Consider the following 13,027-nt stretch of genomic DNA (forward strand, 5'->3'; position numbering starts at 1 on the left):
GGCGCGCGGGACACGCGTGCGACGGCGGCACCCGTGACGCTCGGATCGGCCGCGGCCCCGGCCCGGGTGCGGCACGTGCGGTCGGCGGCGAGGCGGACACCGCCGCGAGGCCGTCCCCACGGTCGGGCCCGGATCACTGGCACAGATGAGCCAGGAGCCCGTCGTCCACGGGGTAGGGGCGTTCGCGGGGCAGGAGCTGCCGGGCGGACTCCAGGTCCCCGTCCCGTACGCGGGCGTGGATCGCGTGGGCGAGTGGTGTGACGTCGGTGACGGAGACGAGCCACTCGTCGGCGTAGAGGCGTGCGGCCTCGCCGGCGAGGCCGAGCTGGAGCGACCGGTGGGGGAGCGGCCGGAGGCGCAGGTCGCGCTCGGGGTCCCACTGCACCCGGGCCGGGGCCTGCTTCAACTGGCGCCTCCAGGTGGCGCGGTCGGTGTGGAGGCCGTGCTCGTAGTGGGACAGACAGGCGTGTCCCAGTGCCCACTCGAAGCCCTTCCGGGTCATTTCGACGGCCAGGACGGTCTCCTGGCCCTCCTTGGCGGCCCATCCGCAGCGGTACATCATCCACAGGAAGGACGGCTTGATCCATGTCATCCGGTCCCGCCGCCACACGGCCGGGAAACGGCCCTCCCGGGCCGCCGGCAGGCCGATCTCCGGCGCGTACGCCTGGTAGACGGTGACCGTGGAGTCCGTGTGCAGGGCTCGTATCCGGTGCGTGGGTTCTGTCACGGGGACCAGGGTGGGCGCCCTTGTCCGCCGCGCGCCAACGAATTACCGCGGTGCGCGGTCGCCGGGCCTGCGAGGGCGGACGAGGACGACGGCATCCGGGAAGCACGGACGGACCGTCGGCCCCGCCCATGGAGATGATCCCTCGGCCCCCTGGAGCCACAACCGGTGGTTGTGGCCCGTGATCCCGCGGTTGTTTGATCCCCGGTGGACGCACTCGCTTTGATACGTCCGATCGCGGACCGGACGTGCGGACGAGCGATGAGCGGCGAGGAGCATCGGGGATGGGGAGCGGGAACCGGCTGGGGCGGCGGTTCGGGTGGTTCTGGGCGGCGTACGGGACCAGCGCGCTCGGCACCTGGCTCGCCTTCGGCGCGTTTCCGCTGATCGCCGTCCAGGTGCTGCACGCCGGACCGGCCGAGGTCGCCGCGCTGTCCTCCGTGGGGGCTGCGGCGGGCGCGGCCGTGGCGGTGCCGCTCGGCCCGTGGGTGGAGCACCGCCGCAAGCGGGCGGTGCTGATCGCGATGGACCTGGTGCGGTGCGCGGCGCTGCTGACGGTCCCCGCCGCGTTCGCGTTCGGCGTGCTCACCTTCCTCCAGCTGCTGCTGGTCCCGGTCGTCGTCGCGGCGGCGGACATCACCTTCCGCGCGGCCTCCGGCGCGTACCTGAAGGCGCTGCTGCCGGCCGAGGGCCTGCTCGTCGCCAACGCCCGCCTGGAGTCCACGACCTGGACGATCACGATCGTCGGACCGCCGGTGGGCGGCGCGGTGACCGGGATCCTCGGCCCGGTGGCGACGGTGGCGGCCGACGCGGTCAGCCACCTGCTCTCGGCTCTGAGCCTGCGCGCGACGGGCGGACCGGAGCCGCGGACCGGGCACCGGGAGGCCGCGCGCGTGCGGTCCGGGGACCTCCTCGCCGGCTGGCGGTACATCCTCGCCGACGCGACGCTGCGCCCGCTGTTCCTCAACACCGCCCTGTTCAACGGCCTGGTGATGGCCGTTCAGCCACTGCTGGCGGTCCAGATGCTCGGACCGCTGGGGTTCGCGCCGTGGCAGTACGGACTGGCCTTCGCCGCGCCCTCGCTCGGCGGACTGCTCGGATCGTGGCTGGCCCGGCCGCTCGTCACCCGGTTCGGGCAGTACCGGGTCCTGGCCGTGTCCGGGACGCTGCGGGCCGTCTGGCCCGTCGGCCTGGCCTTCCTGGGCCCCGGCGCCGGCGGACTGCTGCTGGTGATCGGCGTCGAGTGCGGACTCGTCCTCTGCTGCGGGGTCTTCAACCCCGTCCACGCCACCTACCGCCTCCAGCGCACCGCGACCGACCGGATCACCCGCACACTGACCGCCTGGACGGTGACGACCAGGGCCACGACCGCGCTCCTGACGGCCCTGTGGGGCGTGCTGGGCTCCCTGCTCGGCCCGCGCACGGCCATCGGGCTGGCCGGCGTCCTCCTGCTGGCGACCCCGCTGCTGCTCCGCCGCCGAGCGGCGGCACTCCCCCCGGGGCCGGAACCGGCGCGGACGACCTCCCCGTGAGCCGGTGGCGCCGCGCCGGAGTCCCTGCCGCCGGGCACCGCCGTCACGGCGCGAACCCTCTTCTCATCGCCGCCGATCAGCCCTCGACGATCCGGCGCACATGGTCCACGGAACCGCAGTCGGACTTCAGATGGTGCTCACGCTCCTCCAGGAACGCCGCTCCCAGCTCCTCCCGCCGCCGCATCGCCACGTTCTCCCGGGCCTGGTTCAGGATGGTCCGCTCCTCCTCGTCGGCGTGGTGGGTGACGGCCTCCACGAGCGCCTCCAGCTTCGAGTCCCACTCCTCGGAGCCGATCTCCTGGACCTCGAGGAGTTCCAGGAGGGCCTTGTTGCCCTCGTCGTGCTCGTGCTCGCCGTGCTCGACCTCTTCGTCGTCGATGTTCTTGTACCGCTTGAGGGCGGGGTAGACCTTGGTCTCCTCGGCCAGCGCGTGTGCGACCAGCAGGTCCGCGAACTCCCGCAGCGCGGCCGCTCGGTCGGCCTCGACGCTGCGCATCCGGCGGAAGAGCTCCTCCATGCGCCGGTGGTCCTGGAGGATGAGCTCGACGACGTCCTGTGTCTCGGCCATGGAACGCGTACTCCTGTAAGGGTGGGGAATGGTGCCCCTCCCGCTTGCCCGCTCCTGCCACTTTGAGTACTCCCGGTCCCCACCACGTCGGACGCGTCTTCCCGGCAGGAGGACCGAAGGGGCAGCCGGGACCCGCCCGCGGGGAGCGGGACGGCCGGAATACGGCGCCCGCCGACACCGTTGCACCCCCTGTATGGCATGCCCGGGCCAATCGGCTCGGGTGGTGGCGGAAGGAGCACCTCATGGCACGCAGCACCGCGCGGCCGGTCATCAGGCTGAAGTCGACGGCAGGCACCGGAGTCACCTACGTGACCCGCAAGAACCGTCTGAACGACCCCGACCGGCTGGTCCTGCGGAAGTACGATGCGGTCGCCGGCGAACACGTCCTCTTCCGCGAGGAGCGATGAAACCCGCCTCCGCCGCCCCGGCGGCGGAGGCGTCCCGGGAAGGACGGTCCGCGAGGCACCACGCGGACACCTCCGTCCGGGGGAGTGGCACTCCACGGGCGTGAGCAGCGGGAGCGCCGACCGGGCTGGGCGCTCCGTGCCGGATCAGGCGGCGCGCCGGCCTTGGGGGAGGCCGCGGTGCCGGCGACGCGGCGCGCCTGGTGACGGACCGCCCGTCGCGGCGACCGGCGTCAGGCTCCTGGAGCGTACGGTCAGCCGGGCCTGGCGGCCCGGACGGACGGCGCCACCGTGTCGGTGACGGCGTCCGACGTCACAGGCGACCGGATCAGTCGCATCGGGGCAGTGCTCAACCCCGACGGGCTCCGCTCCCGGACGGTGGGCCGGCAGCCCGCGGACCCGGTGCGCGGGCGGGAACCCCGGCCCACCCGGCCGGACGGCCGCCGCCTCGCCGTGGTGCGGTCCCCGCGGCCCCGCTCCCGCTCACCGGCCGGTCAGCGCTCCAGGTCCCCGCGCATCTCGACGAAGAGCTTCCCCGCGTCGGCGGGCGTGCTGTCCTCGAAGAGCGCGACGGCCGCGGTGCCCTCGTCGGCCCAGCCGCAGATGACGTCGCCGTCCTCGCTCAGCGAGGCGAGCAGGCACTCCACCGAGCCGCCGAGCGGTCCCGGATCCAGGGGCCGGGCCTCGGGGTTCCCCAGCTCGGGGTCCCACCGGATGTACTCGAGCATCCCCCGGAACAGGTGCTCACGACGCTCGTTGGTGTCCTCGGGAACGTGATCGACGCCTTCGAACAGCACGGGCGCGCCCCGCCCGTCCGGCTTCCCGTAGGCGCCGGTGACCAGCGTCATGCCGTCCCGGATCTCGCCCGGGTCGACGGGGACGTCCGTCAGGGCTCCGTCCCCCGTCAGCTTGTCCAGGCCACCCGCCCTGGGAGCGTCCACCAGGGTGCGCGGACCGCCCCGCTCCGCCGCGGGCGTCGGCGACGCGGGCTCGGAGACCCGCCCGCTCGGGGAGGCGGGGGGAAGCCCCGCCTCGTCCCCCCGGCAGCCGCTGACCGTCAGCATCGCCAGCACCGCCACGGCCGTCAGGCCCGCTCTCGCCGCAGACGCGCACTTCATGACATCCCCCGCTGTTGTTCCGCCAAGGTGGTTCCCGCCGCTCCGGGCGGCGGCAATGATCAGTGACGAGTCGTTCCGGCCGGTCGGTTCCCGCCCCGGGTGAGGGAAGCCGGCGCACGGTGCGACGCCCGGCGATCCCGCCCGACCCCGTTTCCCGACCCCGGTCCGGCGGTGCGGAGCATCCGGCGGGGCCGGGAACGGCCGGACGCTGCCCGCCCGGGCCCCGGAGCGGGCATCCGGACAGGCGCCCTCCTCCGTCGCCGGTCACCCGTCGCCGGGCCTCACGGCCTCGCAGGGGCCCTCACCCGTCATGGCGGGTGCGGGTGTGGAGGGCGAAGGCGGCGAGCACGGTGGTGATCATGGCGGCCAGCCAGGCCGTGCTGTGGAGCAGAGGGCTCGAGGTGGCGTTCCGGGTGAAGCCCGCGGCGAGGCTGGTCTGGAGGGAGCCGTAGCTCGGAAGCAGCTCGACCAGGGCTTTGTCGGCGGTGGTGCTGGCGACGGGATTCTGCGGCGCGAGGTCGATGATGCTGGTCATGATGATCGTGACCAGTCCTTCGACCTCACCGCGCAGGAAGAGGGCCAGACACATGCCCATGGCCCCGTAGACCAGGCAGACCGCCAGGACCGCGATGCCGAGGAGGAAGGGCTGGAGGGGGGACCAGAACACCAGCATCCAGGCGGTGGCATAGGTGCTGACCAGCACTGACGCCACCAGGAGCGTGGTGAGCTTGGCGCCGATGAGGGCGGCCCGGGGATAGCCGGCCGCGGTGAGACGACGGTCGAAGGCCCTGGTGCGGCGTGCGGCACTGAACATCAGGAATCCCACGAGGAGGGACACGGCGTTCAGGGAGCCGCTGATCATCGTGATCTCGTCCCCGCCGGCGCGCAGCCAGGTTCCGGTGGCGCGCAGCCGGAAGGGAAACGTCTTCGGCGTGGTGAGGGTCTTCGCCACGGTGATCCACATCGGGATGAAGGCGATCAGGAGCACGGCGGCCAGCCGGTTCTTCGCCATGGCCAGCAGGGCGTAGCGGCAGGCGACCAGGTAGGCGCTCATGGGGTGCCCGCCGTGGGGAAGGGCCCGAGGAGACCGTCGTGCAGATGGTGCAGGACGTCCAGGCGCTCGGTGTCGTGGGCGAGGTGGGAGACGATGATCACGGTGCGACCGCGGCCTTTCAGCTCCTGGGCCAGGTCCCAGAACCGCAGGTAGGTTTCCCAGTCGAAGCCCTGGTACGGCTCGTCGAGCAGCACGACGTCCGGGTCGTGCATCAGGGCCAGGACCAGGTTCAGCTTCTGCAGGGTGCCACCGCTGAGGACTTTCACCGGCGTGTCCAGATAGCCGGCCGCGGAGAGGGCGTCGACCAGCCGGAGCGCGTGGCCGGGGTCCGGCAGGCGGTAGGCGACCTGGAAGAGCCGCAGGTGCTGGCGCACGGTCAGCTCCTCGTCCAGGACCGGGTGCTGCGGGCAGTACCCCCGCGTGCCCACCAGGTCGACGCGTCCGCTGTCGGGGCGCAGGTCGCCGCTGAGGATGCGCAGCAGGGTGGTCTTCCCGGCGCCGTTCTCCCCGACGATGCCCACCAGTTGCCCCGCCCGTGCCTCGAAGCCGACTCCGCGCAGGACCTGCCGGGACCCGAAGCCCTTGCGGACCGCCGTGACGCGCAGCACCACCGCCGGTCGCCGCCTCACGTCCGGCCCCGGGGCCGGGAGGGGGCGCCGGCGAACGGGCGACGGAGGGGCGGCGTCCCCTCGTCCTGGTCGGCGGAGAGCGGGCTCGAACTGGCCACGGGGGCTCCTCGGGAGCGGTGGAGTGCACGGGTTCCGACCGGCCAACGACGCACGGGCCCGTCGGGACACGTCCCGCAGGCCCCGTCCCGCCTGGCCGGGCAGGCGGGACGGGTGGGAGTGAGGTCGCGGAAACTCGGGGAAAAAGATGCGGCAGCCGATGGGAGGTCGTGGTGAAGGGTGGAGACGTGGAACTGGGCGAGTTGCTGGCCGCTGCGGAGGCGGCACCGCCCGGTGAGTCCGTCGAGGTGGTGGCACGCGATCTGCAGAAGCGGTTCGGTGCGGAGCATGTGTCCTTCCTCTTCGTCGACCTCGTCGGTCAACGGCTGGTACGGCTCACCGCGGCCGGCGCCGGCGTCGCGGACTCCCAGGAGCCGATCGACCTGCAGGGCAGCGTCTACGACCGCGTACTGCGGAGCCAGCACCAGGCCGTGGAACCGGACGGCCAGGGCGGACGGCGCGTCATCACGCCGGTCACCAACCGCGGCGACTGCATCGGCGTGCTGGAGGTGACCCTGCAGTCCGCCGACGACACCGTGCTCCGGCAGGTCCGCGACGCGGCCCACGCGCTGGCCTACATCATCGTCACGGACCGCCGCTTCACCGACCTCTACCACCTGGGCCGGCGCACCACGCGGACCAGCCTCGCCGCGGAGATCCAGCACCAGCTGCTTCCCTCGGCCCCCTGCTGCGAGGCGGCCCAGTTCACCCTCGCCGCCGGGCTGGTGCCGGCCGACGACATCGGCGGCGACACCTACGACTACGCCCTCGACCACGACACCCTGCACCTGTCCGTCACCGACGCCATGGGCCACGACACGAACTCGGCCCTGCTGGCCACCCTGCTGATCGGCGCGCTGCGACAGGCGCGCCGCAGCGGCTGTGACGCCCTCAACCAGGCCAACCGCGCCCACCAGGCCCTGCTGAGCCACAACCGCGGCCTGGCCACCGGGCAGCTGCTGTGCGTCGACCTCGAAACAGGCATCTGCGAGCTGGTCAACGCCGGTCATCCCCGGCCACTGCGGCTGCGCGACGGCACCGTCGAAGAGGTCGAGCTCGCCGTCAACCTGCCGTTCGGCGTGGTGGCGCCGACCCCCTACCGGCTGCAGGAACTGCACCTGCGGCCCGGAGACCGCCTGATCCTGCTCACCGACGGAATGCAGGAGCGCGATGCCGCGGCCGTCGACCTGGCCGCGCTCGCCCGCGACACCCGCCCGCTGCACCCGAGAGAGGCCGTCCGGAGCCTGACCGCCGCAGTGCTCGACGCCTGCCGGGGCAACCTCAGGGACGACGCCACGGTCCTGATACTGGACTGGCACGGCACACGCCGCAGACCGGCCGGGACCGGCCCGGAACCGCGGCGATGAGCCGCGGCGGTCCGCCGTACGGCGCCGCTCCGCCCGCCACGTCCTCGGCGGCGCCGGCTTCCGGACCTCGGCCGTCCCGCCCGGCCGACCGCCGTCTCAGTGAAAGGTGCGGTGGGCCCGCCGTGGGGGTTCCCCGTGCTCCTGGAACCCCTTCCAGACGCCGTAGGCCGCCGTCACCATCACCCGCCACCCCTGATCGCCCTCCCGGTGTGCGTGCCTGCGCGCCGACTCCTCCTCGGTGAGTCCGAAGCGGACCTCCATGCCGTCCTCGGGGACGGCTCCCGTTTCGTCGCATTCCCGGAAGAGCCCTTCCGCCGGGGTGAACAGCATCCAGCCGCGCCGTTCGTCATCGGGCACCAGCCAGGAGTACACGAACCCCCCGCCCGCCTCGGCGACGAGCCACACACCGATCGACGCGACCACCATGCTCCGCCCTTCCGCGCTCCTCCGGCCACGGGCGACGGTCAGCCTACGCGAACCATTTCCCCGGCCCCGGTCATGCCGGCCCCCGTACCGGGCAGCACACAGGAGAGCCGTGCCGAACACGGCACGGCACGGACGCACGGGAACGGAGGAGCATCCGTGGACTGGCTGTTCATCGTGAAACCCGCGGACACCGCTTCGGACGGCGGCTCCTCGGACAAGGACCGCATGCTGGAACTCGCCGGGACCGCGCCCCGCCGGGAGTGGTGCCTGTCCAGGTGGCGCCGCATGGCCCCCGGCGACCGGCTGTGGATCTATTTCGCCGCGCCGGTGCGGGAGATCGCCGCGGTGGCCGAGATCGAGGGCGAGCCGTACGAGGCGGCCGGCAGCCCTCGCCAGCCGTGGCGGGTCACGGCGACGCTGAACCCGGCGGCGACCCGCCGGCTGCACCGCGACCCCGTTCCGCTGCACGCCCTGTCCAACAGGCATCCGCAGGGGGTCACCCGGGTGAGGGACGAAGACCTCGGACTGCTGCTGGACCACGCGGGCCTGTGAGAGCGGGTACCTCCGGCAGTGCGCGGCCGCGCGGAGGGAACCCGGCCGGCGGCAGTGCGCGGCCGCGCGGAGGGAACCCGGCCGGATCCCCGGCCCCACCGGACCGCGCTGATCCCGCACGGCGGCCTCGGGCATTCCCACGGCCGGACCCGGGGACCGACGCCGGTGATCCGGGGGACGGCGCAGGGGGGGCGGTCCGCCCGCCGCTTGCCGTCAGGCGGCGGCGTCCGGGGCGTTCCCGCGGCGCAGCGTCCGGGCGCACCAGCCGATGACCAGGGCGTTGACCAGTGCTCCGAGCACCATGGAGAGCAGGAACACCGCGCCGCCTTCGGGCAGGACGAGCAGCAGGACGAGACTGGTCGGCAGGGTGGCGAACATCGGGACGACGAGCGCCATGGACCCGTCGGAGGCGGTCACGAGAGCCCACCCGAGCAGCAGGGCACAGGCCACCAGATAGACCCGGGCGGCGGTGGTCCCGAGGGCGCGGCGCACACCGCGGAGGACGAAGGGACCTGGACGGGACATGGTGGCGGACTCCTGGATCGTGGTGGCCGTGGAGGGTCAGACGGGGGAGTGGGGCGGGTTGGGGTGGGCGAGACCGAGGTCGTAGGCGAGGATCGTCGCCTGGACCCGGTCGCGCAGTTCGAGCTTGCGGAGCAACGAGTTGACGTGGGACTTCACGGTGCCGACGGTGATGCCGAGGTGCTCGGCGATCTCCGTGTTGGTGAGCCCCGCGGCGATCAGGGCGAGGACACCGCGCTCACGACCGGTCAGGCTGTCCAGTTCGCGCGGTGTGCCGCCGCCCGGGGACGCGGCGCCCGGGCCGGAGGCGTAGTGGCCGATGAGCCTGCGGGTGGCGGACGGGGCGAGGACGCTCTCGCCGGCGGCCACCACCCGGATGCCATTGAGCAGTTCACCGGGGTGCACGTCCTTGAGGAGGAAACCGGAGGCACCGGCGCGCAGCGCGTCGAACACGTACGCGTCGAGGTCGAAGGTGGTCAGCACCAGGACGCGGGGCGCGTCGGGACGGCCGGTGATGATCCGGGTGGCGGCGATGCCGTCCAGCCGGGGCATGCGTACGTCCATGAGGACCACGTCGGGCGCCAGTTCCCCGGCGAGCCGTACCGCCTCGGACCCGTCGGCGGCCTCGCCGACGACCGTCAGGTCCTCCTCGGCGTCGATCACGGCGGCGAACCCCGCCCGTACGATGCCCTGGTCGTCGACGACCAGCACCCTGAGGCTCATCGTTGTCCCTCCTCGTCGTCCTGCGGCACAGCCGACGCCGCGGTCAGCGGCAGCAGGACGCGGACCGGCCCCGTCGGACCGGTGACGACCGTCCCGTCGGCCACCACGGCCCGTGCCGAAAGCCGTTGGCACAGGGCGTGACGCTCGGTGTCCGGAACTCCGGTCGCCGTGATCGTCAACGCGTCGTCGTCCACGTCGAGTTCCACCACCATCGGCTCCTCGCCGCCGGCCGCGAGTACCGTTTCGCAGGCATGGTAGGCAGCCAGGTCCACGGGGGTGGGCAGCCGTCTCGGCATGCGGTCGGTCAGACGTATCTCGACGTCGCGGCCGGTGGCCCGGAGCTGATGGCCGAGGAGGTCGAGAGCCTGCAGGGTGGGCTGCGGACGCAGCGAGGGCGTGGCCCGGGCGTCCCGGACCGTGTCGAGCAGGGCGCGCATCGCGGCGAGGGCGTCACGGGCACGCTCGGCGACCTCGTCGAGCCGGCCCGCCTCGGCCTGCGCGACCATGTCGGCGGTTCGCGCCAGCACGGTGGTCTCCAGCCCGGCGGCGATCCGGCGGCGCTCGGCCCAGGCGTCCCGTACCGCCTCCTCCGTCCAGGCCGCGAGGTGTCCGGCCTGCGCGCTGCGGGCGGCCCGGCGGTGACGCCCGCGCAGGGTCCCGCCCCACCACGCCGCGCCGACCACCAGGGCTGCCTGGGCCGTCGCCCCCGCGGCGAGCGCCCAGAAGGGGAAGGACGCGTCCCGGTGCCGCAGGGCGGCGGTCGTGGCCACCGCGTGCACCACCACGGCCACGACCGGGCCGGCCCGCAGGGACAAGCCCGGGCGGCCTGCGGCGGCCGACGGGCCGGCGGCCGCCGCACGGGCCGCGGCGGAGGCGACCGCCGCGCAGGTGGCGGCCATGCTCAGCAGGGAGGGAAGGAGCACCCAGCCGGTGTACTGTCCCACGGCCGTCGCCGCCGGCCAGAGCAGCGCCAGCGCGCAGACGACGCCCAGGGTGGTGCGGGGTGCCCGGTGCCGCCACAGCAGCGCGAGCGCCTGCCCCGCGGCCAGCAGCGCGAAGAGCACGCCCGCCGACACTCCGGGGCCGGTCGAGGTGGGTTCCGTCCGTACCAGCAGGAGGGGAAGGAGCGGTTGCAGGACGAGGCCGACGGCGGCCGTCACCTGTGCCAGGCGGTACCGCCACGGGACCGACGGCTTCACCGAGGCGGCCGCGATCCGGCCGGGCAGAACCGCTCTCACCTCCCAGCCGCCCTCCGCCGTGGGGCCGCTGGTCAGGGTGCCGCCCGCCTCCCGGGCCCGCGACCGGAGAAAGCCCTGGCCGCGTCCCGAGCCGAGACCGGCGGCGTGGGCCGGCGAACCGGCCGGCGGCGCGGCACTGGTGACGACGACCTCCGTGCGGGCGTCGCCGTACCGGCACGTCACGGTGGTGTGCGCGCCGGGCGCGTGCCGCGCCACGTTGGTCAGCGCCTCGCGCACGATGCCGTACGCCGCGTCCCCGACGGCGTCGTCCGGTAGCGCGTCGATCTCGTGCTCCACGTGGTGGCCCACCTGGGAGACCCCGGCGACCAGGCCCAGCAGCCGCTCCCTCGGCGACGGCCGCTGTTCCCGTGAGGGCGCCGGCGCCCTCACCGCGCCGAGCGCCCGGGTGACCTCACGGCCTGTCTCCACGGCGAAGCGGAGGGCCTGGTCGGCCAGTTCGGGGCGGCGGTCGCGCAGCCCGAGCGCCGCACCCGCCGTGACGACCACGGCCGTCAGGTGGTGGGCGCTGACATCGTGCAACTCCCTCTTCATCCGCTGCCGTTCGACCGCCGGGAGCCGGTGGCGCTCGATCTCGGCCCGCTTCAGCCGCTGTTCGGACGCCCGCTGTGCGCGCCGGCTCCGCCGCACCAGCATCCCGGTGGCGGACGCGGCGGCGTACAGCACGATCGTCAGGACGAGGTCGAGTCCGTCGCGGTCACTGAGCCCGTGCAGGGTGATGCCGTACAGGGACTGCCAGGCGGTGAGTGCCATCACGCACAGCACGGCGGTGAAGGTGTCGCGTTCGGCGGCCACGGTGAACAGGGCCAGGGCCACGCCCGCCGTTCCCGACGCCGCCGTGGCCCCGGTGGGCAAGGCGGCGGCGCCCACCGCACAGGCGGCGGCGACCGGGAGGAGGGCGACCACCGGTTTCGAACGGCGCAGGCAGAGCGCGGCCGTCACCAGCCCGGCGACGAGGGACGCCACGAAAAGGTCGTCCCCCGCCGGAACGGTCCCGCGGAACAGGTCGGCTCCCGGCCACACCGCGGTCTGGGCGCCGAGCAGGAGGAGGGGCAGGAGCCGGTCGTCGGTTCTCTTCATGAGGGATCAAGGGTAGGACCGCAGGTGAGCGGCTGTCCTCGGGCTCAAGGCGGAGCCCGTCCTCTTACCTGGGGTGCAGGGACTGCACCCACGGTTCGAGGCGTGAATCGTTCCGCGGCGTGAGGACCGCGTCCTGTCCCGGCCCTAGTCTCGATCACATCGGGAAGGCGGCCGGCCGACCACCGGTTCTTCCGCGTGCTTCCCGCATCTCGGCACTCCACTCACCCCCAGGGGGATCACCCATGTCCCAGCGCGTTCTCGTCCCGTCTCTCGTCGGTGTCGTCGTCCTCGGGGCCGCCGCCGTCGGCGGCCATGCCGTGGCCTCCGGGACCACGCAGCCGGCCGTGGAGAACGGCGACGCCCGTTATGTCGCGCCGTCTTCGCGGGGTGCGGGGGAGTTCTCGTACTCCGCGGAGGTGAGCGACGACTCGGGCATCCGCGAGGTCAGGGTGATCGCCTGGCCGGCGGGCTCGGCGCTCGACCCGACGGAGGCGGAGATGCGGTACGTGGACGAGGCCGAGTGCCGTGGCGCCTCGGCCGGGACGGTCCGCTGCACCTACACCCTGAGGGTGACGCGGCGGGACGCGGCCGGCCTGGCGGAAGGCGCCTGGTACGTGTCGGTGCTGGCGACGGCGAAGGACGGTGGCACGACGTTCGTGCCCCGCGCGGCCACGCTCGACGTCACCCGCTGACCCGGCATCGGGGCCGGATGCCCGGGAGGGCGGCGCCGCTCCCTGCCCGGACCCCCGCTCGCCGGTTCACGAGGACCGGCGACGAAGGGGGAGCTATTTAATTGCGCACAACTGAGTTGTGCGCTAGGTTTCTTGCGAGGTCGGGGCCGCCCGCACCGGCCCGACACCCGCACCGCGTCCCCCACCGAAAGGCAGTGACCACCATGGCGTTCATCACCGTCGGCCAGGAGAACAGCACCGACATCGAGCTCTACTACGAGGACCACGGCACCGGGCAGCCGGTC

14 protein-coding genes are annotated in these 13,027 nt (G+C 73.7%); 5 read left to right on the plus strand and 9 right to left on the minus strand.

All coding sequences use genetic code 11. From position 1 onward, the window contains the following. Positions 1-133: 133 nt before the first annotated feature. Positions 134-727 (minus strand): DUF4291 domain-containing protein, encoded by a 594-nt coding sequence (locus ABTY20_RS25420; protein WP_351999362.1) that lies wholly within the window; start codon positions 725-727, stop codon positions 134-136. Between the two features lie 281 nt (positions 728-1,008). Between ABTY20_RS25420 and ABTY20_RS25425 the strand changes: the two genes are divergently transcribed. Then, on the plus strand, positions 1,009-2,256 hold the full coding sequence (locus ABTY20_RS25425; protein ID WP_351999363.1) for an MFS transporter: 1,248 nt from the start codon (positions 1,009-1,011) through the stop codon (positions 2,254-2,256). A gap of 76 nt (positions 2,257-2,332) precedes the next feature. On the opposite strand, the gene ABTY20_RS25430 is transcribed toward ABTY20_RS25425, so the two are convergent. Then, complete coding sequence (locus ABTY20_RS25430; protein WP_351999364.1) at positions 2,333-2,824, minus strand: hemerythrin domain-containing protein; 492 nt, start codon at positions 2,822-2,824, stop codon at positions 2,333-2,335. Positions 2,825-3,066: 242 nt separating this feature from the next. Between ABTY20_RS25430 and rpmG the strand changes: the two genes are divergently transcribed. Continuing rightward, positions 3,067-3,231 carry a 50S ribosomal protein L33 gene (gene rpmG, locus ABTY20_RS25435; RefSeq protein ID WP_351999365.1) on the plus strand — a complete coding sequence of 55 codons (165 nt, stop codon included), beginning with the start codon at positions 3,067-3,069 and terminating at the stop codon, positions 3,229-3,231. 491 nt (positions 3,232-3,722) lie between these two features. On the opposite strand, the gene ABTY20_RS25440 is transcribed toward rpmG, so the two are convergent. The 3 genes from ABTY20_RS25440 to ABTY20_RS25450 all read right to left on the minus strand — a co-directional run bounded on the left by ABTY20_RS25440 (position 3,723) and on the right by ABTY20_RS25450 (position 6,011). Next, a complete protein-coding gene (locus tag ABTY20_RS25440; protein WP_351999366.1) occupies positions 3,723-4,346 on the minus strand; it encodes a hypothetical protein in 624 nt (207 codons plus the stop codon). Positions 4,347-4,647: 301 nt separating this feature from the next. Continuing rightward, a complete protein-coding gene (locus ABTY20_RS25445) occupies positions 4,648-5,400 on the minus strand; it encodes a hypothetical protein (RefSeq protein ID WP_351999367.1) in 753 nt (250 codons plus the stop codon). Continuing rightward, positions 5,397-6,011, minus strand: coding sequence for an ABC transporter ATP-binding protein (locus ABTY20_RS25450; protein WP_351999375.1), 615 nt, complete (start codon positions 6,009-6,011; stop codon positions 5,397-5,399). The genes ABTY20_RS25445 and ABTY20_RS25450 overlap by 4 nt, the downstream gene beginning before the upstream one ends. A gap of 287 nt (positions 6,012-6,298) precedes the next feature. Between ABTY20_RS25450 and ABTY20_RS25455 the strand changes: the two genes are divergently transcribed. Further along, on the plus strand, positions 6,299-7,492 hold the full coding sequence (locus tag ABTY20_RS25455) for a PP2C family protein-serine/threonine phosphatase (protein ID WP_351999368.1): 1,194 nt from the start codon (positions 6,299-6,301) through the stop codon (positions 7,490-7,492). 96 nt (positions 7,493-7,588) lie between these two features. On the opposite strand, the gene ABTY20_RS25460 is transcribed toward ABTY20_RS25455, so the two are convergent. After that, positions 7,589-7,918 (minus strand): hypothetical protein, encoded by a 330-nt coding sequence (locus tag ABTY20_RS25460; RefSeq protein ID WP_351999369.1) that lies wholly within the window; start codon positions 7,916-7,918, stop codon positions 7,589-7,591. A 156-nt stretch (positions 7,919-8,074) separates the two neighbouring features. Between ABTY20_RS25460 and ABTY20_RS25465 the strand changes: the two genes are divergently transcribed. Then, positions 8,075-8,470 (plus strand): EVE domain-containing protein, encoded by a 396-nt coding sequence (locus ABTY20_RS25465; protein WP_351999370.1) that lies wholly within the window; start codon positions 8,075-8,077, stop codon positions 8,468-8,470. Between the two features lie 213 nt (positions 8,471-8,683). Here ABTY20_RS25465 and ABTY20_RS25470 read toward each other — a convergent pair whose 3' ends face one another. From ABTY20_RS25470 to ABTY20_RS25480, 3 genes are read right to left on the minus strand one after another with little or no spacing between them, the layout of a single operon-like run. Next, positions 8,684-8,995, minus strand: a complete 312-nt coding sequence (locus ABTY20_RS25470; protein ID WP_351999371.1) for an SCO4225 family membrane protein — start codon at positions 8,993-8,995, stop codon at positions 8,684-8,686. Positions 8,996-9,031: 36 nt separating this feature from the next. After that, a complete protein-coding gene (locus ABTY20_RS25475; protein ID WP_351999372.1) occupies positions 9,032-9,715 on the minus strand; it encodes a response regulator in 684 nt (227 codons plus the stop codon). Further along, the gene (locus tag ABTY20_RS25480; protein WP_351999373.1) at positions 9,712-12,051 is read right to left on the minus strand and encodes a sensor histidine kinase; all 2,340 of its coding nucleotides are present in this window, start codon (positions 12,049-12,051) and stop codon (positions 9,712-9,714) included. Before ABTY20_RS25480 ends, ABTY20_RS25475 begins: the two co-directional genes overlap by 4 nt. 242 nt (positions 12,052-12,293) lie before the next feature. Here ABTY20_RS25480 and ABTY20_RS25485 point away from each other — a divergent pair, with 242 nt between their 5' ends. Further along, positions 12,294-12,743 carry a DUF5707 domain-containing protein gene (locus ABTY20_RS25485; RefSeq protein WP_351999374.1) on the plus strand — a complete coding sequence of 150 codons (450 nt, stop codon included), beginning with the start codon at positions 12,294-12,296 and terminating at the stop codon, positions 12,741-12,743. Positions 12,744-13,027: the final 284 nt, after the last annotated feature.

This window comes from Streptomyces sp. NPDC126497, assembly GCF_040302425.1.
Classification (GTDB): Bacteria; Actinomycetota; Actinomycetes; order Streptomycetales; family Streptomycetaceae; genus Streptomyces.

What these genes read in the sequence shown, in the direction of transcription:
- ABTY20_RS25425 (WP_351999363.1), top strand. Translation starts at nt 1,009, where the DNA reads ATGGGGAGCGGGAACCGGCTGGGGCGGCGGTTCGGGTGGTTCTGGGCG.
- ABTY20_RS25430 (WP_351999364.1), bottom strand. Translation starts at nt 2,824, where the DNA reads ATGGCCGAGACACAGGACGTCGTCGAGCTCATCCTCCAGGACCACCGG.
- rpmG (WP_351999365.1), top strand. Translation starts at nt 3,067, where the DNA reads ATGGCACGCAGCACCGCGCGGCCGGTCATCAGGCTGAAGTCGACGGCA.
- ABTY20_RS25440 (WP_351999366.1), bottom strand. Translation starts at nt 4,346, where the DNA reads ATGAAGTGCGCGTCTGCGGCGAGAGCGGGCCTGACGGCCGTGGCGGTG.
- ABTY20_RS25445 (WP_351999367.1), bottom strand. Translation starts at nt 5,400, where the DNA reads ATGAGCGCCTACCTGGTCGCCTGCCGCTACGCCCTGCTGGCCATGGCG.
- ABTY20_RS25460 (WP_351999369.1), bottom strand. Translation starts at nt 7,918, where the DNA reads ATGGTGGTCGCGTCGATCGGTGTGTGGCTCGTCGCCGAGGCGGGCGGG.
- ABTY20_RS25470 (WP_351999371.1), bottom strand. Translation starts at nt 8,995, where the DNA reads ATGTCCCGTCCAGGTCCCTTCGTCCTCCGCGGTGTGCGCCGCGCCCTC.
- ABTY20_RS25475 (WP_351999372.1), bottom strand. Translation starts at nt 9,715, where the DNA reads ATGAGCCTCAGGGTGCTGGTCGTCGACGACCAGGGCATCGTACGGGCG.
- ABTY20_RS25480 (WP_351999373.1), bottom strand. Translation starts at nt 12,051, where the DNA reads ATGAAGAGAACCGACGACCGGCTCCTGCCCCTCCTCCTGCTCGGCGCC.
- ABTY20_RS25485 (WP_351999374.1), top strand. Translation starts at nt 12,294, where the DNA reads ATGTCCCAGCGCGTTCTCGTCCCGTCTCTCGTCGGTGTCGTCGTCCTC.